This is a genomic window from Oligosphaera ethanolica, from assembly GCF_030814695.1.
Lineage (GTDB): Bacteria > Verrucomicrobiota > Lentisphaeria > Oligosphaerales > Oligosphaeraceae > Oligosphaera > Oligosphaera ethanolica.
In genome coordinates, this window is the sequence record NZ_JAUSVL010000001.1 from 2383388 (window position 1) to 2403445 (window position 20058).

13 protein-coding genes are annotated in these 20058 nt (G+C 61.6%); 9 read left to right on the forward strand and 4 right to left on the reverse strand.

Annotation, left to right across the window (positions count from 1 at the left end):
* The first annotated feature begins 65 nt into the window (after window positions 1–65).
* Window positions 66–3578 carry a DUF4091 domain-containing protein gene (locus J3R75_RS08120; protein WP_307261015.1) on the forward strand — a complete coding sequence of 1171 codons (3513 nt, stop codon included), beginning with the start codon at window positions 66–68 and terminating at the stop codon, window positions 3576–3578.
* Between the two features lie 62 nt (window positions 3579–3640).
* On the opposite strand, the gene J3R75_RS08125 is transcribed toward J3R75_RS08120, so the two are convergent.
* From J3R75_RS08125 to J3R75_RS08140, 4 genes are all read right to left on the reverse strand, one after another.
* Entirely contained in the window at window positions 3641–5107 is a 1467-nt protein-coding gene (locus J3R75_RS08125) for a protein kinase domain-containing protein (RefSeq protein ID WP_307261016.1), read from the reverse strand.
* A gap of 110 nt (window positions 5108–5217) precedes the next feature.
* Complete coding sequence (locus tag J3R75_RS08130; RefSeq protein WP_307261017.1) at window positions 5218–7428, reverse strand: ComEC/Rec2 family competence protein; 2211 nt, start codon at window positions 7426–7428, stop codon at window positions 5218–5220.
* Between the two features lie 472 nt (window positions 7429–7900).
* Window positions 7901–8722 (reverse strand): glycosyltransferase family 9 protein, encoded by an 822-nt coding sequence (locus J3R75_RS08135; protein WP_307261018.1) that lies wholly within the window; start codon window positions 8720–8722, stop codon window positions 7901–7903.
* A gap of 59 nt (window positions 8723–8781) precedes the next feature.
* A complete protein-coding gene (locus tag J3R75_RS08140) occupies window positions 8782–9978 on the reverse strand; it encodes a ribose-phosphate diphosphokinase (protein ID WP_307261019.1) in 1197 nt (398 codons plus the stop codon).
* 832 nt (window positions 9979–10810) lie between these two features.
* Here J3R75_RS08140 and J3R75_RS08145 point away from each other — a divergent pair.
* The 8 genes from J3R75_RS08145 (at window position 10811) to J3R75_RS08180 (ending at window position 20050) form a co-directional block, all read left to right on the forward strand.
* A complete protein-coding gene (locus J3R75_RS08145; RefSeq protein WP_307261020.1) occupies window positions 10811–11500 on the forward strand; it encodes a DUF1559 family PulG-like putative transporter in 690 nt (229 codons plus the stop codon).
* A gap of 179 nt (window positions 11501–11679) precedes the next feature.
* Window positions 11680–12696, forward strand: coding sequence for a zinc-dependent alcohol dehydrogenase (locus tag J3R75_RS08150; RefSeq protein ID WP_307261021.1), 1017 nt, complete (start codon window positions 11680–11682; stop codon window positions 12694–12696).
* Between the two features lie 445 nt (window positions 12697–13141).
* The gene (locus J3R75_RS08155; RefSeq protein WP_307261022.1) at window positions 13142–14398 is read left to right on the forward strand and encodes an MFS transporter; all 1257 of its coding nucleotides are present in this window, start codon (window positions 13142–13144) and stop codon (window positions 14396–14398) included.
* Between the two features lie 156 nt (window positions 14399–14554).
* Window positions 14555–14725, forward strand: a complete 171-nt coding sequence (locus J3R75_RS08160; RefSeq protein ID WP_307261023.1) for a YqaE/Pmp3 family membrane protein — start codon at window positions 14555–14557, stop codon at window positions 14723–14725.
* A 65-nt stretch (window positions 14726–14790) separates the two neighbouring features.
* On the forward strand, window positions 14791–15891 hold the full coding sequence (locus J3R75_RS08165; protein WP_307261024.1) for a metallophosphoesterase family protein: 1101 nt from the start codon (window positions 14791–14793) through the stop codon (window positions 15889–15891).
* A 486-nt stretch (window positions 15892–16377) separates the two neighbouring features.
* Complete coding sequence (locus tag J3R75_RS08170) at window positions 16378–18354, forward strand: TonB-dependent receptor (RefSeq protein WP_307261025.1); 1977 nt, start codon at window positions 16378–16380, stop codon at window positions 18352–18354.
* Window positions 18354–19175, forward strand: coding sequence for a metal ABC transporter substrate-binding protein (locus J3R75_RS08175; protein WP_307261026.1), 822 nt, complete (start codon window positions 18354–18356; stop codon window positions 19173–19175). Before J3R75_RS08170 ends, J3R75_RS08175 begins: the two co-directional genes overlap by 1 nt.
* Window positions 19172–20050 carry a metal ABC transporter ATP-binding protein gene (locus J3R75_RS08180; protein WP_307261027.1) on the forward strand — a complete coding sequence of 293 codons (879 nt, stop codon included), beginning with the start codon at window positions 19172–19174 and terminating at the stop codon, window positions 20048–20050. Before J3R75_RS08175 ends, J3R75_RS08180 begins: the two co-directional genes overlap by 4 nt.
* Window positions 20051–20058 lie beyond the last annotated feature (8 nt).

Sequence of the window (20058 nt, forward strand, 5' to 3'; positions counted from 1 at the left end):
CGCCGTGGCCTGTTACGACGTCGTCTCTACGCGTGTCTGCATCGTTGGAAAAAGGAGAGTCGAGTATGAAACGCACGTGGTCTGCTCTTGCTTGTGTGTTGCTTGGCGCGTTGGCTGCCAGTGCCCAGGAAGTCCCCAATCCGTCTTTTGAGATTGGCCAGGGCGACAGTGTCGCGGGCTGGCTGCTTTCGGCGCCGCCCGGCGCCGTCGTCGCCGCCGCCCACAGTGGCCAACGTGCCATCGCCGTCACTGGCGACGGCGCCGGTGCCAACCACTGGCTTTCCGAACCCGTCGCCTTCAGTCCCGGTGGTCTTTACGCCATCAGCTACTGGGCGAAGAGCGATGGCGGTGGCGGTACGGCCGTCACCGGACCGTTGTTTGCCAATGTGGACATCGGCTCGCCACCGGCGGAGTGGAAATACTACCGGCAGATCGCGGTCGCGCCCTCCGGCGTGAATGCCCGGCAGTCCTTGCGCTTTGGCCAGTGGCATTTGCGCGGCACCGTGGTGTTTGACGACATTGCCATTCAGCGCGCCGAGGCCGTGTATCATCACGAACAGGGCGTGGTTCTGGGTGAAGGCGAGAAAATCAGCGTCAATGAATACGCCTTCCGGGCGCCCTTCTACGGTCACTGCCGCAATCACAGCCGGCCCCTGCACAGCCACAGCGCCGGCTTCAACAGCAACCGCTGGGTTTTCGGCCAGGGCGCCGAGGTCGTGTACTGCCATGATGTCGCTGGTCGCGAGCAGCTCGCAGCGACCCTTGTCGTCAACATCGGCTACTATGTGGGCGGGCAGCTCGTGGTCGCCGTGAGCAAGGACGGCCAGCAGTGGCAAGCGCTCGGGCAAAAACAGGACAAGGGCACGCTTACGCTTGAGCTGCCGCCAGAGCTCTTTCCGGCCCAGCGCATCTTCATCAGTCTGAAAGCCGACGCGGCCAAGAAAGTCGGCGCCGCCGATTCCGACCCCGGCTCATTTCAGATCCACGGTTATGACTACAAGGCGAGCATCAGCGGCTCGCCGGCGGAAATCAGCGGCTCGACCCGCTATGTCCACAGCAGCCCCCCCCCGGACGCGGTCGACGTCGCCATTGTCGAACTCGGCGATGCGCTGCCTGGCGGCGACAACCAGGCGCGGATTGCCATTACGAACCGCCGGGCGCAGGCCATCGCCGTCGTTCCGGCCGTGGTCGTCAGCAAGGACGGCGTCGCGGGCGTTGTGAGCACCCAGCCGCCGGTAAGCGTCCCCGCCGGCGCCAGCCAGACGGTCGCGGTGCCCTACCAAGTCAGCGGCATCGGCGAGTTCAGCCTCGCTGTCGAGCTCAAGGGCGACATCAGCTACCAGGCCGAAATGTCTTTCATGGTCCCGCAGTACTTCGACGATAGCTACGGCGATATACTGCGTGATGACGACGGCCACGCGGCGCTGTGGTGGGCGTCCTCCGGCTGGAAAATACCGCCCACCCGCGCGTTGCCGCGTGGTCGCGGCCGCGGTTTGCGCATCAGCGCGGCGCGGCGGGAAGCCGAAGCGGCGCAGCTGGTCATCCGCGCCAGCCGCGATCTCGCCGGCGTGACAGTCGCCTGCAGCGACATCACGGGGCCGCGTGGCGCGGTCATCAGCCGTGACCAGCTGGACCTGCTGCGCGTGCATTACAGCGACGTGGCCATCAAGACCGACCAGACCAGCGTCACCGGTTTGTGGCCCGATGCGCTGCCGCCCATCCAGCGGCCCATGAGCATTGCCGCCGGCCGCAATCAGCCGCTGTGGGTACGTGTGCGCGTCCCGGAAGACGCCGTTGCGGGCCAGTATCAGGCCACGATCACCCTCCGCGCGGAAGGCGGCTGGGAAGCCACTGTGCCGCTGTCCGTCGAGGTCTTCCCTTTCACACTGCCTAAGACCATGACCTGCGAAACGGCATTCGGCTTCACCCCGGGCCTGGTCTGGCGCTATCAGAAGATTGACGATCCTGCGCAACGCCGTGAGGTGCTGCAGAAGTACTGGCAGAATTTCAGCGATCACCACATCACGCCCTACGATCCGGCACCGTTCAGCCAGGCGAAAGTCACCCTCGCCGGCAAGCTGGGCCGCTGGCAGGGCGGCGTCCGTGACCGGTCGGAGAAGGCCTCGGGCGAGTCGTCGCTGTTTATCCGCGACGATAGCACGACGGGCAATGCCGCTGCCCGTTATGATCAGGCCATCACCATACCAGCCGAGGGCATCACTCTGCGTTTCAAGTACAAGACCGCCGCGCCCGGCCAGACTTTCGTTGCTACGATCACCCATAACGACCAGAGCAAGTCGTGGATGTCCGGCCGGAACCGCGACATCCGCATCACCGGCGATGGCAGCTGGCAGACCTTCGAACAACGCATTACCAAATTCCCCGATAACGCCACTTCTTTCAACTTCCTCTTCTGGGCCGCCAGCTGGACCGAAAAGGGCGAAAACACTGGCGCCGTGTGGCTCGACGACGTCGAAATCATCGACAACCAGTCCGGCCAGCAGCTCATTGACGACGGTGGCTTCGAGCCCCTGCCGCAGGAAAGTCTGCGGGTGCTCATTGACTGGAGCGACTGGGACCAGGAGATGGCCGACAATATCAGCCGGTACGGCTTCAATGGCTTCCGCATGCGCATTATGGGCCTCGGCGGCGGCACCTTCCACGCCCGCAGCGAGCCGTCGCTCTTCGGTTTCTCGGAAGAAAGCCCCGAATATCAGCAGCTCATGGCCGACTATCTCAACCAGGTCCATCAGCATCTTAGTGACAAAGGCTGGCTTAATCTCGCCTATGTGTACTGGTTCGACGAGCCCGACAAAAAGGACTACGAGTTCGTCATGAACGGCTTCCGCAAGCTCAAGACCCACGCGCCCGGCTTGCGGCGGATGCTCACCGAGCAGGTCGAGGAAGACCTGATCGGCGGCCCTAATCTGTGGTGCCCGCTGACGCCCCGCGTCACCCGCGAGCTCGTCGAGGAACGCAACCAACAGGGCGAGCGTTTCTGGTGGTACGTCTGCACTGGCCCTAAAGCGCCCTACGCCACGCTCTTCATCGATCACCCCGGCACCGAAATGCGCGTTTGGCTCTGGCAGACCTGGGCCTGTGGCGTGGACGGCATCCTCGTCTGGCAATCCAATTACTGGACCAGCGGCGCTGCCTACCCTGACGCCAAGGCGCCACAAAATCCCTACCTCGACCCCATGGGCTGGGTCTCCGGTTACTCCACCGACAAGGGCGTGAAACGCCCCTGGGGCAATGGCGATGGCCGCTTCATCTACCCGCCCGAAGCAGCCGCCGACGGCAATCCCGCCGAGCCCGTGCTAGACGGCCCCGTCGATTCCATCCGCTGGGAAATGCTCCGCGATGGCATCGAGGACTACGAGTACCTCGTCATCCTCAAACGACTCCTCGGCGAACAGGCCGATGGCATCACCCAGGCCTACCGCGATGAACTCAACGCACTCTTGACCGTGCCCGAAGCCATCAGCGCTAGTCTCGTCAATTTCACCACTGACCCAGCGCCCATCGAGGAACACCGCGAAAAACTCGCCCGCGCTATTGCTAGCCTCAGCGCACACTGAGGGGGCCGCATCACGGCATGCCGTGATGCTACCGAGGGGGCCGCCGCACGACGCCCGCTGCTTCACCGTGGTGGCTGGGCGGCCTGATGCGTCACGCTTGCGGGGCCAGTAGTGGCAGGCGCTTTGGGTTTGCGGGTCATGACGACGATGCCGGTGATGAACAGCGCCGCGCAAGCCAGCGCCAGGACGATATTGATGATCGTGACGGCTTTGGCCCAGGTGGATCGCACGCCAGTGGCGTTGCCCGTATTTGCGGTGGCACCCGTGGGTACGGCGCTTGAGTATGCACTGCTGTTTGCATGCGCACCGGCTGCGCTGCTGGCCATGGCCCTGCCTGTTGCCGCAGTCTTGCCGCTGTTGCCTTCGGGGTTTTGCTCGGCGAAAGTCACGACGACCCGCCCGGGCTTGGGCTGTTTTTCGAGCTTACGCATGATGTCGTCGAGCACGGCTATGACCTCGCCGGCGGAGGCTGGGCGCTCGCCGGGGCGTTTCGCCATGAGAGAGGCGACTAGCTGGCACATATCGTCGGAGACATTGGGGTTGAACTGACGGATGTCTGGCGGGGTTTCCTCAATGATCAGAGTGAGCATAGCGAGAGGGTTGTCGCTGACGAAGGGGCGTTTGCCGCTGAGCATGTGGTAGAGGACCGCGCCGAGGCTGTAGAGATCGGCTCGGTGGTCGGCGTCCTGAGGCGACTCAAGATATTCGGGTGCGGAGTACGCCTGGGTGAGCAGGTCGTGATGCACGTCGCCGATGGTTTCGCAGTGGCTGGCTTCATGCTCAAGTTTGGCAATGCCCAAGCCAAGCAGTTTTGCCCCGCTGTTAGTCGTCAGGAGGACATTTGCCGGCCGGATGTCGCCGTGGAGGATGTTGTGTCCCTCGGCGCAGAGGAGGGCTTTGCAGAGATCGCGCGCGATTTCCACCGCATTTTTTTCGGCGACGGGGCCTTTCGCCAAAGCCTCGCGGAGCGTCATGCCCTCCGCGCGCTCCGTGACGACGTAGGAGAGATTGCGTTCGGCGTCCCAATGGGCGTCAATGATGCCGATGACATGCCGGTGTTTGACCTTGCAGGCGTTCTGGGCGTCGCGGACGAGCTTTTCGGCGAAGAAGGAGTCCTGCTCGGCAATGCCGGGTTTGAGCAGTTTCACCAGACAGGGAATGAACAGCACGGTATGAAAGGCCAGGTAGTCTTCGCAGGCTCCTTCGAGGTTCAAGGGCTGGTCAATCCGGTAGCGCCCCAGTTGGTCGCCCGGTAGGAGATGGCCGCCGCTGGCCAACGCCCGCCCTGTATAGGACTCCTGATCCGCTGGCGGCGAAATGATGATTTCTTTGCCGCAGGCCGGACAGTCCGCGTAGCTGCCGATCATCCACTCGTCCACTTCAATGCCTTGTGCGCATTCAGGGCAAAGAGCGATGAAGGTCATACCGCTGAGTAGCTGCTCAGCTTGGCATTTTGGGCAAATCAGCGGTTGTGCCGCTGAAGGCGCTTCACTGGGGACAAAACGATGCTGGCAAGCCCGACAGATCATGGCGGCGTGTGCTAACCTTTCCTGTGGCGCGGTTGGCGCGCCGAGGCACTGTGGAGGGATGTCCAAATGAGTGAGAGCGCGTAAGAAGCTAATGGCGCGAGCGACTTTTGTCAACCGCTGGCGCTGCCGCCGCTCACCCGGCGGCATTGCGGCTGCAATGCCGGCCGCATGGTGTGGCTGCCAGTCCGGTCAGGCGCTGACCAGCGCAACTGGCTGGGGCCGTAGCGGCTGCGGCTGAAGTCGAGGGCGAAGGCCGCCGTCCTGTGCTCAAAATGAATATAGAACTCGTTGGCCGGACCTGCGTTGCGGTAATCCATTCGGGCGCCGTCTGCCCAGGTCACGGCGAAACGGCCGTCGTCACCCGCAAGCATGCTGGTGTTGACGCCCTGTGCGCGCAATGCCGCCATGGTCCGGGTCGTGGCGCTCTGCTGCCGGCTGGGTGGGATGACGGCGGCGGCACGGACGGTCATGAGCTTGGCGATGGCCATGGCGCCCTGGCGGTCACGACCGCTGGGTGGTATCAGCAGCCAGTCGACGACGGCAATGCCCTCGTTGGCCAACGCATCAACCAGGCCGTAGGCGGAGGCCCGGCTGCCGGGGTAGAGCACCACGACGCCATCGCCGCGCGCGGACAGCAGGCACAGCGTCGGCGCGCCGCCGTCGTTGCCTTGGCAGCACAGCAGCACGGGCGCTACCGGCGTTCGTTGCGTACAACTGCAGGCGATGCAGGTGGCCATCAGCGCGCCGCAGACCCACTGGCCTGGTGGCCAGTGGCGCGCTCCAATTGCCAGCGCTAGCGCCAGGTAGTAGCCAAGCGCCACGAGCAACGACCACGATGCTACCGGCTGGAAAAGCCCTGGCCCTGCGCAGCATTTGGCGACGAACATCATTGCTCCCAGAATCTGGTCCAGGCCAGCGCCCAGCCATTGCGAAAGCGGCGCGCAGCAGCTGGCGAGGACAATTTTGGGTATGGCCGCGTAGACGAGCGCTGCGGTGAAGGGCGGCAGCGCCAGGTTGGCCAGCAGGCCGCCCCAGCTCAGCTGGCCGTTGTAGAAGGCCGTCAGGCCGCAACTGCCCAGCCACGCCAAGCCGCAACCGCCGACGAGTCCCAGTACGCCGTGCTTCTTGCCGCTGATGACGTGCCCGAGGGGCGTGCGGATGCTCCACAGGTCCTTTTCCAGGGCGATACTCGTTGTTTCGCTCAGCCTGGGCCAGCCATGGAGCAGCACCGCGACGATGGTGAAGGAGAAGACGAAACCGCTGTGATAGACGTCCAACGGATTGGCGGCGAGGAGTATCCACGCCGATAGTCCCAGGGCGTTGGCCACCGACTGGGGCCGGAAGCAGCACACGGCGGCGATCATCGCCATGGCCATCCACATGGACCGCGCTGCCGATGGCGCGGCACCGGTGAGCAGCACGTACAGGGTCACGGCCGGAACCAGCAGGGGCCAGCGCCAGCGAAAGGGCAGGTATAGCGCCTGCAGGATGAACAGCCACGCCGTGGTCATCAGCGCGACGTGCATGCCCGAGATGGTGAAGATGTGCACAATGCCCGCGCGGACAAAGAGGTCGCGGACCTCGCGCGGCAACTCCCCGCTGCCCAGGATCATCGTCCGGTACATCGCTGCGTGGACATCGTTGTCAATGCCGTGGCAAAGCCCTTCGCCGAGGGGTGCTTGCCATTCGCGAAACCATCGCCCCAACCGCAGCCAGCCATACGCCTCGGCAAGGCGTGTCATGTTCTCGACCATGAACTGCCGGCGAATACCGCGGCTGAGCAGGTAGTGACCGTAGCTGGCGTGGCCACGCCGCCGCTCCTGCGCTGGCAGCATGAAGGCACCCGTCGCCTCCACGCTGTCGCCGTAGCGCACGTTGTTGCCAGCCTCGCTTGGTGCCGACACCTGCAGCCTGCCGCGACAGTCACGCCAGCCCTCGCCGGTGTTGACGCCCCGCAGCGCCAGCACAAAACGAACTTGCTGCTGTCGCTGTTGTGGCGCGCTGCTGACGACGCCACGGATGCTCGCCCTGCATTCATCCCTGGGCAGCAGCGCCAGGTAGTTCTGCCACGGCGCGACCAGCACGACGGCACCCCAGGCCAATCCAGCCGAGTATAGCCACCAGACCCGCCAGCCATCACCCCCGCGCCAGCACAGCGCCAATCCCAATGACAGCGCAGTCAGGGCACAATAGCGCCAGAGCGGCACCGGAGCCAGTCCCGCCAGCAGGCCACAACCGAACAGCATGGCGCCGGCCATTGCCGGATTGAGGCGGCAGTAATGGCGAAAATCTTGTAATAAAATGCATGTAAAAGATAGCAATGCTTGCTCCATTGTAGCACTATAAATTGCCTTAATGGAGATAAAATTAGCTCAAATGAAACCTAATGCAATTCTCTAAATGAAATAATTAGCAGTAAAACGCAATTGCCCAGTCATTGCTACTAGGAGAGCCGGCTGCTTCACTCTGGCGCGAAGAGACGTGACGTGTCAAGCCAATGTGGCGCCCTTCAGGCGCAATTTTAAGTTGTTGTCACACCCCTGGTTGCGGCGCCCTCCGGGCGCCTCACCAGGGGTTATGCATGGTCCGGCCCTCCAGGCCGAACTTGGCCGATCAGACGACTTGCGTTGTCCGCTTCGGGCCGAAAACCACCATCATTCAGTGGCTATGTTTTTGCGCCGTAGGCGCTTAACCATGCTTAACCCCAGGCTTTAGCCTGGGGACGCAGCCTGCTAACAGACTGTGCCTCGTAGAGGCACCACAGTTTTGGTTATCAATGACTGACGACTGCAGTTATTTGTTGTAAAAATGCACCTTCACGTCGCCCAGCGGTCGCCAGATCACCGGGTCGGTGCAACGGAACCAGACATTGCAGGGGATGCCGAGGGCGGCGGCGAGGTGGGCGACGCCGGTGTCGGCACCCCAGAAACGCGCAGCGTCGTCGCGCAAACCGCATTTTAGCTCTGCCAGCGTGGGGCAGATGACTTCCCGCCAGCGCAAGCGTCGGCGTTGGCATGCCGCACGCATGGGCTCAAGCAGGTCCATGTCGGCTTCACCGAAAGACAACACGAGGTTCAGCGTGTCGCGCTGCAGGCGTTCTTTGGCGGCGTCGGCCCAGAAATCCGGTGGGATGTTTTTGTGTATGGAGCCGCTGCCGGAATGGATCCACAGGGCATTTCGGCCCTGGCCCGAGCGCGGCAGCATGGGCGTGGTAAGCAACTGCGATGGCGCTTCGCAACCCGCGTTGCGGAGGAATTGCAGCGCCGCGTGTGGCGGGTTTGTTGGTCGGGGATCGTGACAGATCAGCTTGCAGCAGTTGACTGGTGGCAGCATGGCTGCACGGGTGAAAAGATGCAGTTCAGCGCCGCGCAGCAACTCAGCCCAGGGTGCTGGGAGTGCTTGCGGGTGACAGGTCACGGCCGGTGCGAAGAGCGCGGCGGCGGCGGCGCTGTCGCTGTCGCTGAAGGACGCGATGGCAAGGTCATCCGGCAACAAGGCCCGGTAGCGCGTGGGAGTAACCAGGTGGAGCTCGCCGCGCTGCGCCAAGGCTCTGAGCAGGGGCAGGGTGAGGATGAAGTCGCCAAGGGCGCCCTGCCTGATCACGACGCTGCGCATGCTGACAGCCTCCTTATGTGCTGGCGGCGGGCATGAGCGTGATGCAGCCGAGCAGCGACTCAGTCCTGCAGATCAAGGGTGGAACGCCAGCGGGGGTTCTTGCGGGAAATGTCCACCGTGTAGGGGCGGGCGTACTGCGGCTCAGTGGAGTGCAGAACGTCCTTGCGCAACGTGTTGGCTATCCAACGCTCAAGCTTGAGAATCAACATCTTGCGGCGCAAACGCCCCTGCATATCGCGGTTGAGAATGCTCGGAATGGTGTTGGTCGTGATGATGTCGTCGATGGCCGGATTGTCCAGGTTCTCTTTCACTTCGGGGGACGAATTGAAGTGCGTGACCACAAAGACCACCCGCCGCGCCTGGGCTTCTTTCAGGCGCTTGCAGCACTCGACAATCGTGTTGCCGGTGCGCACCATGTCGTCAAAGACCACGACTTCCCGGCCGGCGATGTCTTCAAGGCGCGTCGGACTGTCTTCATGGGCCCTGATTTCGACTTTGCGCTCGCCGCTGCGCACTTTGTCCATGATCAACAACGAAGGCTTGGGCGAGCCCAGGAGGGATTTGGACGACTCGTCCATGTATTGGAATACTTCTTCGGTGAAGGGCGTCGCGCCACGGTCGGGCGCGCAGAGAACAAAGCCCCGGCCATCCGGGTACATATTGGCCTCATGGTCAACCAGATAACTGGCGTACAGCTCAGAGGGAGTGAGGTTGAAAAAGTGGCCATTGAAGCTGCGCTTGAAAAGATCCTGCACCGATACTGAGTGGTTGTGCACGGTCAGCACGACATCGACACCGCTGCTGCGCAGCAAGTCGGCATACAGATTGGCCGAAAAGGGCTGACCGTCAAATTTCTTATAGTCGTGCACATTGCGCGTAAAAGTGACATTGCCCTGCGTCACGTTGGGGCCGCGATCCTGGGCGCTGTAGAAGAGATCAGGCTCCACCAGTACCACCCGATCCGCCCCATTGTCTTTCGCCGCCCGCGACACCAGAAAGGTCCGCATCGCCCGCGCATTCCGCGTCAATTCACCACTGCAGGATGACACGATGATCACCGTCTTGCCACGAAGTGACTGGCCGATGTGGTCCAAGTCCTTCTCATCACACAGAAAACGCGGGCAAAACTCCGAGTTGGAAAAATTCTTAATGGCAATCAATTCGGAAATTTCGGTGTCCTGACCGAGGTAGTGTGCGACGTCGCTCGCAAGCGGATCGTCGGAAACAGTACCTACAACGATAAAATCGTCAGTCATTTTCATGCCCTTTCTGCAGGCGACGCCATGCAGTAAGAAAAGTTGAGCCGCGGTGGTGATGGTGCCGCCGCGGCGTTGGGATTATGACATCATCTACTATAACTTGACAAAGACCTGACAGCAAACGGGGGGGAACCCAAGGCCACGCCCCGATTTCCCACAAGACAGGATATGAAGTGCGACAGGCGGAATGGGGGGCTTTTCGCGTTTGCTGCTATGTCGCATGTCTTGTTTCAGACGGCCCTCGACTGTTCTCGACGGCTAGTGACGGCAATCGGGTGATGGCTTGATAACTGTCGTGCCTCTATGAGGCACTGTCTGGTGAGGCTGTCTTCCCCAGGCTGAAACCTGGGGTTATAAAGCATGGTTAAGCGCCTATGGCGAAGTAAGATCCGACGATAGTCGCTTGCTCTCGGCTGACTAATCCGACTGATCCGACTGATCCGACTGATCCGACTGATCAAGTCGACGAGCCGTCCGATCCGTCCGATCGGTCCGATCCGTCCGCGATAAAAGACAGTTGATCCGACTCACCGAACTGCAAGGCAGCCCATTGGTCCCATTGGTCCCATTTGTCCTCATGGTCGTTCCCGGCGCCTTCGTCTGGTCACTCCTCGCCGTTGACCCATTTTCAATATTAATCATATTTTTCCACAACAATAACTTCTTTGCAACGACATTTACAGGCTTGGCGGTCGTTTTTTGCTTGTTTCCGCTAGCAAAAATATGTAAATTAATGACAACGCGGTAAAAGTGTGTCTATGATTAATAAGTGCAATGCCCTTGCCGCCGGCATAGTTTGTGGCGATACCAAGCGTATGGAGGTTCCGTGATGAAACGTAGCAAGTCATTTACTTTGATTGAATTGTTGGTAGTGATAGCGATCATAGCGATTTTGGCGGCGATGTTGTTGCCGGCTTTGTCGAAGGCCCGTGAGAAGGCCCGGGCGATCTCCTGCACATCGAACCAGAAGCAGATTGGCCTGGCGATGACGATGTACGTTGACGATCTCAATGGCCAGTATCCCAATTCGTATTATTTCATCAGTGAGACCATTAACGGCACCTTGTACAGCGGCCGGACGTCCTGGCGTTATGGCATGAAGACCTACTCTGGCGACAAGAAAAGCCTGATATGCCCGTCGGATTCCCGTAACAAGACCGAGCTGGACAGCACGCCGACGACTTTTGTGCCCAGCAGTATTGGCGACAGCAACACGGCGATGCCGGTGTCCTATGCGGCCAACAATGACTTGGTGACGACGGGTTCTGGTTGCACGACGAGTACCGTGATTCGCCCGTCGGAAGTGGCCTTCATGGTTGAGAACTCCTACAGCGGCACCACGGTTGGCAATATGTCCTTGAATATGGGCACGGACGAGGGCACGATCAAATCCAAGATGGGCACGCCTCGTCATAACGGCGGCGGTAACATTCTCTTCTGCGATGGCCATGTCGCCTTCATGAAGTTGGAACAGGTGCTGAGCAGTCGCGTGAAACTGCTGGTCGATGTCAAGAAATAGGCGATAGTACTAGCACGACGGGCTGCCTCACTTTTCGGTTGCCGGTCCTTTTTGACGTGTCGCGAATACCCCCGGGCAGTTTTCTGTACCGGGGGGCTTTTTTCAACGAGGGTTTCGCCAGGTAGGCAAGTCAATTTTGCCATGGCCTAGCATGAAAAATGCATTACAGAGAAAACGCTATGAAAAGCCACCGCATTGCCTTTGTCGCGCCGGGGATCGCCGCGTTGGAAGAGCATGAGCTGCAGACAGCGCTGCCGCCTGGGCACGCCCTGCTCAAGACCGACTGCACGCTGATCAGCACCGGCACCGAACGCGCCAATCTCATGGGCGAGGACAATCTCGGCGCCCCCGGGGCAGCGCGCTTCCCGCGCTACCTGGGCTACAGCGCCGTCGCCAAGGTCATGGCCCTGGCGGCCGACGTGCGCGAGCTGCAGGTCGGCGACCGCGTCGCCGTGTACCACTGCCAGCATGCGCAATACTTGGTCAAGCATTGCCAGGACCTAGTGCGCATTGAGGACGACGCCCTGCCGTCGGCGGAGGCCGTCTTCTGCATTGTCGCGGCCATGGGGCTGCAGGGCCTGCGCAAAGTGCGCCTGGAGCTGGGCGAATCATGCCTCGTTATGGGCCAGGGCCTCCTCGGCATTTTCGCGCTGCAGTGCGCGCGGCTGTCCGGGGCCCTGCCGCTCATGGCGATGGACTTCGTCGCCGAACGCCGGACGCGCGCCTGCGAGCTGGGGGCGGACGCGGCTTGGTCGCCCGACGACCCGGCGCTCGCTGAAGCCGTCCGGCAGCTCACCGGAGGCCGCGGCATTAACACCGTGATTGAAGTGACCGGCTCGCCGGCTGCAGTCAAACAAGGCCTGAAACTCATGGCGCCGCAGGGCCGCATTGCTCTGGTAGGCTGTTCGCGGACGCCGACTGAGCAGATCGATTTTTACAACGATGTGCACCGGCCGGGCATTGTCATCATCGGCGCCCATAATTTTGTGCGGCCGAAGAACGAGTCCCATCCGGGCTACTGGACGATGCGTGACGATATGCGCATGCTGCTGAAGTTCTTTGCCGCCGGCCGGATACAAGTGCGGCCGTTGCTGCGGGAGCAAGTCAGTCCCCACGACGCCCCGGCCGTCTTTACCCGCCTGGCACAAAATGACCCGACGGTGATGGGCACCGTCTTTGATTGGAATCGCTGTTGATGGGGCGGCCCAAAAGACCTGCGACGAAGGGTAACAGCGTAACATTGCAGCAGCTATCAATGAGTTCCATTGCCTCTTTGGCCCCGGTCAGCTTCGCCGACCGGGGCCAAAGAGGCCGAGGAACACGGCTTAGGTTGGCGTCTTACCCAGGGCGGCGCGCACTTTCAGCGCTGCTTGCCCTGGGCTATCTTAGGGCGCGCTTTCAGCGCTTCTGCCGCTTCGCGGCGATACAAAGCGGCGATGACATAAGGCTGTTTGGTTGAAACAACAAGCGCCAGGAAAATCGTTAAGCTATAAGCATTGGGCCCTTAGCCCCGTGCGTCTCAGCGCAATAGAACCTCGCCTCGCCCCGCTGGTTGTCTGCGTGGCGCTGCCCGAAATGAAATAGTTGACACCGATGCCCAAATACGAATCATTGCCAAGCACTTCTCTGCGATCAACCTTCATGCATCGGTATCACCTGCGGGTCGTACTCATCATTCTGGCGACGGGGCTGTATTTTCTGGCGAATATCCAGCGCGTGGCAATTCCCGGGGCCATCTTCAGCATTCTGCAGCAGGACCTCGGGGCATCGGCGCCGGCGATCACCGCGCTGGGATCGTCTTTCATGTACATCTACGCTTGTTGCCAGCTGATCGCCGGCGTGCTGGTCGGTCGCTATGGCGGCATCCGCGTTATGCTGGTCGGCGCGCTGTTTTTCTGCCTGGGGTCCTTTATTTTTCCCTACTCATCGAGCATGCCGTGGCTGTATTTCAGCCGGGCGCTGGCCGGGCTCGGCGCCAGCTCGCTGTATCTCAGCCTAGTCAAGGAAATCAAACACAGCAGCAGCGACAAGAATTTTTCCATTCTGCTGTCCTTCATGGTCCTGTCGGGATTTTGCGGCGGCATTGTCGCCAACGCGCCCTTTGTGGCTTGCGTGGAGATGATCGGCTGGCGTCGCCTGATGCTGGTGATTGCGCTGCTATCCATGGCGTTGTATGCGCTGTTTGCGCTCTGCAGTCGCGGCGTGCGCAAGCCGCCGGTGCGGCCGGAATCGCGTTTCAACCTGGCCGATTTCATCGGTGTATTTCGTGGGCGGCATAATCTGCACGTTTGCACCTTCAGCGGCGTCAACTTTGGCATGTACTACGTCATTCAGACAGTCATCGGCAAGAAATTCATTGAGGACTACTGCGGCATCAGCTCGAACCATGCCGCGCTGATTTTTTCACTGATGGCCATCCTGTCGGCGTTGTCGGGCCTAACCTTTGCGACCCTGAGCCGCATGCTGGGCAACCGCCGCTGTCTGTTTTTGCGCATTGCCGGCGTGATGGGCATCATCGACTTCTCAATCATCGTGCTGCACTTGGTCATGGACTGGCGTTCGCCATACCTGGTGGTGTTTTTCTGTCTCCTGGCGCTGACGGCCAGCACCGCGGCCATCACCGTGCCGCTCATGCACGAAACCAACGACCCGGACAAGGCCGGCAGCGCCGTCAGCATCATGAATTTTGCCACCTTCATCTCCGTGGCCATCCTGGGCAACGCCGTGGGCTACTTGATGAATCTCTATGCGCCGCTGCGTGACGCGTCGGGCGTGCTGGTGTACAGCCGCGCATCTTACCTGGCAGTGTTCCTCGCCCTCCTGGCACTGTCCTTCTTCTCAGCTTACAGCTCGTGGCGCCTGCAGGAGACCATGGGCAAACGCCGAATAGTCCAGTGAGCGCCACAAATACTGCGGATTTTCGGCGGGCGTTTGGGGTCGAGACTGCCGGCGGTTATCTTATGGCTGCGCCGCTCACGGCGCGGGCTGAGAATGAGAGGGCAATTGAGGCGCCATCGCGCACCACGCCGTTTATTACTGGCACGGAGGACCATCATGAACAATCAAGACATGATTATTCGCATTCTTTTGGCAATCATCTTCCCGCCCTTGGCGGTCTATGACAAAGGTTGCGGGACTATCCTGCTGATCCTACTGTTGACTTGTCTGGGATGGTTGCCGGGCACGATTGTGGCCCTGCTGATCTGCCTAAAGAAGAAAAGCTGAACACAAGCACGGCGCCGATCACCACGATACCAACCGTGTTCCCCGTCACTATGATCAGGAGTACCATGCCGATATCTCGACTTATGCGCATCGCTATCGCCCTCGTCGCTACCGCCGCGTTGTTGCGCGGACAGATTGACACGGAAAATGCCGACCCGCTGCGCAATATCTTCGAGATGGCTCGGCAGTTCGAGATACCGGTGATGACGCAGCCTGACTGGGCCCGGCGGGAAGACGCGCCGCGCTTCCGCATGGCGTGGATCACCGACCTCCATATCACCAACGTCACCAGCCGCACCCTGGTCACCGCGGCCTGTCACGCCATCCGAGACGACATCAAACCGAATTTCACCATCGTTACTGGCGACAACGCGGGCTATTACTGGGACCTCAGCGATGCCGAAAAGAAGGAGCCCGTCGGCATCCGCCGGCACCGCTGGCTGAAACGGTTTCTGGACAGCGAACTGGCCGTGCCCTACGTCGTCGTTCCCGGCGACAACTGGCCCTGGGATTTCGAGAAGATCTTCGGCGCGACCCACTACAGCTTTGATTTCGGCGGCTGGCATTTCCACTTCGCCAGCACGGACAACCAGGCCATCGGCGTTGAAGGCTGCGTGACCTTCTCGCCGGCAAGCTGGGAGTGGATGGAAAGCGACCTGGCCAATGCCGTCGCCAAACCGACGCTCTTCATCAACCACGAGCCACTGTGGCCACCGAGCTTCCTCGATGCCCTGCCGGCAACCCAGATGATCGTCCGCAACCCCAATGTCCTGGCAGTCCTCAGCGGACACCTGCACCTCGATCTGGAATTCCAGCGGGACGGCTGGCGGCAGTTCGTCGCGCCCGCCATCGGCCGCAGCCACCGCGCAGGCTTCAAAGTGGTCAATTTCTACCCCGACGCGCTGATCATCGAGACCTACGAATGGCAGGAAAGTAAGCAGGCATTCCTGCCAGCGGCCAAATGGCAACAACAACCCGTGCCGGAAAAATACCGCGACGCCCTCGCCGGGCCCGCAATCGCCGGCTTCACCCCGGAAAACCGCCGGGAAATGCCCCCCCAGGCAAAATACGTGGACAAGACCCTCGGCCAGCGCGCCAAGGAACTCAACGTCAATATGATGACCTTCATCATGAGCTTCGGCGTCGGTAAACTCCTGGGACAGTAATGAGGGCCCAACGTCCTGGCAGGGCGGACACAGAGGTCCGCCCCGATGGCATTCGCCGATACTCGATGGCTTTGTAACCGGTCACCCATTGAGAACGGACGCCCAGGCATGTCGCCGACGTCAACCCCGGGTAAGTAAGTGAGTTCCATTGCCCCTTTTGCCCCAGTCAGCTTCGCCGACTGGGGCAAAAGAGGCCGAGGAACACGGACGTAGTCGCCGTTGTACCCAGGGCGGCGCGCGCCTTCGGCGCTGCTTGCCCTGGGCTGGTATGTTTCGCGCTTTCAGCGCTTCTGCCGCTTCGCGGCCAGGGAAACGGGCGCGTTTGACTCAGCCAGAAGCTCTGTGGCTTAATTATCAATGGGTGACCGATTACAGACCCGGTGTCATTTTGTCCTTTCTGCCCTTGCCTTCCACGCTGCCCGCGTTAGCTTATTACGTTTTTGTTTTTTGTAATAAAATCAGCGGGCATTTTTGGGGACGGACGGCATGGCAGTAGATGATAGCCTAGTGAGAAAGTATCGCCGTCATGGCCTGGCCATGGCGGCCTTTGTGTGTGCGGTGGTATTTGCGGCTGATGATCTCACCGTGGTGGCGCCTGCCTCATCCCCGCTCTCGCCCCCGCCCCCCGTGCCGGCGTTGGAGCTGGAGACGCTGACGGTAACCGGCACGCCGTTGCGGCGGCGGGTAACCGATGTGACCTCGACGGTGAGCGTCATTGACGAAGCGGCGATAGACGCGTCGAATGCTGATTACGTCATGGACATGATCGACCAGCTGCCCGGCGTGTACACGCGCAAAGAGGGCGTGTATGGCCGCCATGCCATTGAGTTGCGCGGCCTGGGCAGTAATTGTCGGCGCATCCAGACGCTGGTAGATGGCCGGCCGGAGAAGATGTCCTTGTTCGGTTGCACGGTGACGCAGACCCTGCCACTGGCGAATGTCGAGCGCATTGAAGTCGTTCGCGGGCCAGAATCCGTGTTGTATGGTTCGGACGCCATGGGGGGCGTCGTGAATATCATCACCAAGCGCCGGGAGGACGAGGGTTTTGAGAGCAGCGTGTTGACGTCGTATGGCTCCAACAGCACTGTGCATAGCGTGCTGCGCCACGGCGGCAAAATCGGCGCTTTCGACTACTACGGCACCTACGACCGCAAGCAGACTGACGGCCATCGCGCGAACTCGGCCTACGAGGCTGACTTCGGGTCGCTGCGCCTGGGCTACCAGCTTGACGAGGTCTGGCGCGCGGAGCTCTCCGGCCAGTTCTTCCGGGACAAAGGCGAGGATCCCGGGCCCGTAACGGCTCCCTACACCCATGACGACGTGATGAAGTACAAACGCTGGTCTTGGAACGCGAATCTGCTGGGCAACTGGGACAACGGCACGGCCTTCTCCTTCACGCTCTATAACAACTCCGGTACCCACCGCTTTCACATGCCAAGTATCGGCGACTACTGGTATTCCGACGACCGCACGACGGGCACGCTGACCAAGTTGTCGCTCACGCTGCACGACGACGACCGCATCCGCGACGTCCTTACCCTCGGCCACGACTACCAGTACCAATGGGCCGAACCGCGCTCAGCGTGGGTCCGCTACGCGAAAGCGTCCTACGGCCCCGGCGCCAATTTCATGGATTTCGGCCCCTATAGCACCCACAGCCACGACTTCTTTGCCTTCAACGAACTGACCATCGGGCCAGTCGTCAACACCGTTGGCCTACGCATGCATTATGACAACCACCGCCACGAGTGGGAAGCCCTGCCCCAGCTTGGCCTGCTCTGGCATGTCAACGCACGCACGGCCCTGCGCGGCAAAATCGGCAAAGGCTTCCGCTTGGCCAAATACAGCGAGCTGCACCTCTTTCCGGCCCACAATGAGGACCTCGACCCCGAGGAAGTCTGGAGCTACGAACTGGGCCTGACCCACGATCTAACGGACTGGCTGAGCCTGGCCATCACGGGCTTCTACATGGACGTCCGCAACGAAGTCCAGACCGTGCCCAATCCCAAGCCGCCGCCGGCCAGCATCAATGTCAATTCCGACGATTACACCATCCGCGGCATCGAGAGCACACTGACCATCAAGCCCTGCGCCGGGTTGCTGGCCGAGTTTAGCTATACCTATATGGACATTGAGGACCCATCGGGCAGCAACCACGCCAACCGCCAGGGCAAACCCGAGTCGGTATTCAACGGCGTCGTCAGCTACACCTGGCGCGACCTGCGCCTGTCCATGGAAGGCAAGTACGTCACCGGCCTCTATGATGCCAACCTCCTGGCCGGCAGCGCGGTGGAAAAAGTCGACGACTTCTTTGTCGCCAACGCCAAGCTGTCCTACCAGCTGCGGGAGGGCCTAGAGCTCTTCGCGGGCGTGGACAATCTCTTCGACAAGGACTACGAGGAAATTCCCGGCTATGTCATGCCGGGCATCACCGCGTTCTGCGGTATGAAAATGGAATTCTGATGCAAACGGGCAAGAAACAACTCATAGCTGCTGGCGCCCTGTTCTGCGCGCTGTGGCTCTGCGCGGCCGTTGCCGTAGCCGAGCCTCTGCAGGTGCTCTGCACGACCACGCAGCTTGGCGCGGCGACGATGGCCATCGGCGGCGACGCCGTGGCAGTAACGACGATCATTCCCTTCGGAATGTGCCCCGGCCATTTTGACCTCAGCCCCCGCCAGGCCGAGAAACTCCGCCAGGCCGACCTAGTGCTCTTTCACGGCTACGAGCGCTTCCTCACTACCCTCGCGGCCAGCATGCCCGACATGGCCAGCCAGCGCGTCGACGTCGCCGGCAACTGGATGATACCAACCGTGCATCGACAGGGCGCCATCGCCGTCGCCGCGATGCTCAGCGCCAGATGGCCCGAACTGCGCGAGCATTTCACCAACAGGCTCGGGCAGTATCTGCAGGCTATCGACGACGCCGTCGCCACGCAAGCGCCGGTCGTCGCCGCACTGCGCGATCGGGCGGTGCTCAGCGCCGCCATGAACAGCGATGTCGCTGCCGACTTGGGCTGCGCAGTCGCCGGGGTCTTCCCGCGCGACGAAGGGCTCTCCGCGCAAAAATTAGCCACGCTGATCAGCGCCGGCAGAAAGGCCGGCGTGTCACTGGTGATCGACAATCTCCAGAGCGGCGGCAAAGGCGGCGCGGCCATCGCCCGCGAGCTCGGCGTGCCCGTGGTCGTACTGACCAATTTCCCCACGCCCGACGGCTATCCCGCCGCTCTCCGCCAGAACGCCGCCGCGCTGCTAGCCGCGCTGGCGCCTACGGAGGCCGCGCCATGACGACACCGGCGACACGCGAGCAGGGCGCTCCTATGGCCGTCGCCACGCCCAGCGCACCGGCGGCCAGCACGCAGGGCGCTCCTCCCCTGTGCGAGTTCCGGTCGGTCGACGTGCGCATTGGCCGTCAGCCGGCATTGTGCGACCTCAGCTTCAGCATTGCCGGCGGCGACTTCCTGGCGCTGGTCGGCAGCAACGGCTCGGGCAAGACCACGGTTATCCGCAGCATCCTGGGTTTTTTGCGACCGCAACACGGCGCCGTGCGAGTCTTCGGCATGGATCCGGCCGGCCGCCAGCGCCGGCTGGTGCGGCAGCGCATCGGCTACGTCCCGCAGAATCCCGCCATGGATATGCGCATGCCCATCTGTGTTCGCGATCTGGTCAGCATCGGCCGTTGCGCCCATGCCGGCGCAGGCCGGCGCCTCGGTGGGGCGGATCACGCCGCAATTGACGCCGCGCTAGCGGCCGTGGGCATCAGCCAGCTCGCCGCGCGGCCGCTGGGGCAGCTTTCCGGCGGCGAGCGCCAAAAAGCGCAGATCGCCCGCGCGCTGTGTCAGGAACCCGCGTTGCTCTTATTGGACGAACCGACCAGCAACCTCGACGCCGCCGCCCAATGCGACTGTATGGACCTGCTCTCACGGCTCTACGCCGAGCGGCGACTGCCGATAGTTCTGGTCATGCACGACATCGCGGCGCTGCCGGCGACCTGTACGCGGGCATTGGTGCTGCAGCATGGCCGCGTGGCCTACGACGGCGCCTTTACGGGGCTGTATGAGGACGAGGTCCTGCGCTACATTTACGGCCCCCATCCCCTGGCCGGCCTGCGGGCCATGCGCCAAGCCTGTGATGATGGTGATTCTAGGCGACACCATGATTGAGCTCCTGC

Bases quoted from the DNA above. Each gene is read 5' to 3' on its own strand.
- J3R75_RS08150 (WP_307261021.1), top strand. From the start codon at position 11,680: ATGAAAAGCCACCGCATTGCCTTTGTCGCGCCGGGGATCGCCGCGTTG.
- J3R75_RS08120 (WP_307261015.1), top strand. From the start codon at position 66: ATGAAACGCACGTGGTCTGCTCTTGCTTGTGTGTTGCTTGGCGCGTTG.
- J3R75_RS08165 (WP_307261024.1), top strand. From the start codon at position 14,791: ATGCCGATATCTCGACTTATGCGCATCGCTATCGCCCTCGTCGCTACC.
- J3R75_RS08155 (WP_307261022.1), top strand. From the start codon at position 13,142: ATGCATCGGTATCACCTGCGGGTCGTACTCATCATTCTGGCGACGGGG.
- J3R75_RS08180 (WP_307261027.1), top strand. From the start codon at position 19,172: ATGACGACACCGGCGACACGCGAGCAGGGCGCTCCTATGGCCGTCGCC.
- J3R75_RS08125 (WP_307261016.1), bottom strand. From the start codon at position 5,107: ATGATCTGTCGGGCTTGCCAGCATCGTTTTGTCCCCAGTGAAGCGCCT.
- J3R75_RS08135 (WP_307261018.1), bottom strand. From the start codon at position 8,722: ATGCGCAGCGTCGTGATCAGGCAGGGCGCCCTTGGCGACTTCATCCTC.
- J3R75_RS08170 (WP_307261025.1), top strand. From the start codon at position 16,378: ATGGCAGTAGATGATAGCCTAGTGAGAAAGTATCGCCGTCATGGCCTG.
- J3R75_RS08175 (WP_307261026.1), top strand. From the start codon at position 18,354: ATGCAAACGGGCAAGAAACAACTCATAGCTGCTGGCGCCCTGTTCTGC.
- J3R75_RS08140 (WP_307261019.1), bottom strand. From the start codon at position 9,978: ATGACTGACGATTTTATCGTTGTAGGTACTGTTTCCGACGATCCGCTT.
- J3R75_RS08145 (WP_307261020.1), top strand. From the start codon at position 10,811: ATGAAACGTAGCAAGTCATTTACTTTGATTGAATTGTTGGTAGTGATA.
- J3R75_RS08160 (WP_307261023.1), top strand. From the start codon at position 14,555: ATGAACAATCAAGACATGATTATTCGCATTCTTTTGGCAATCATCTTC.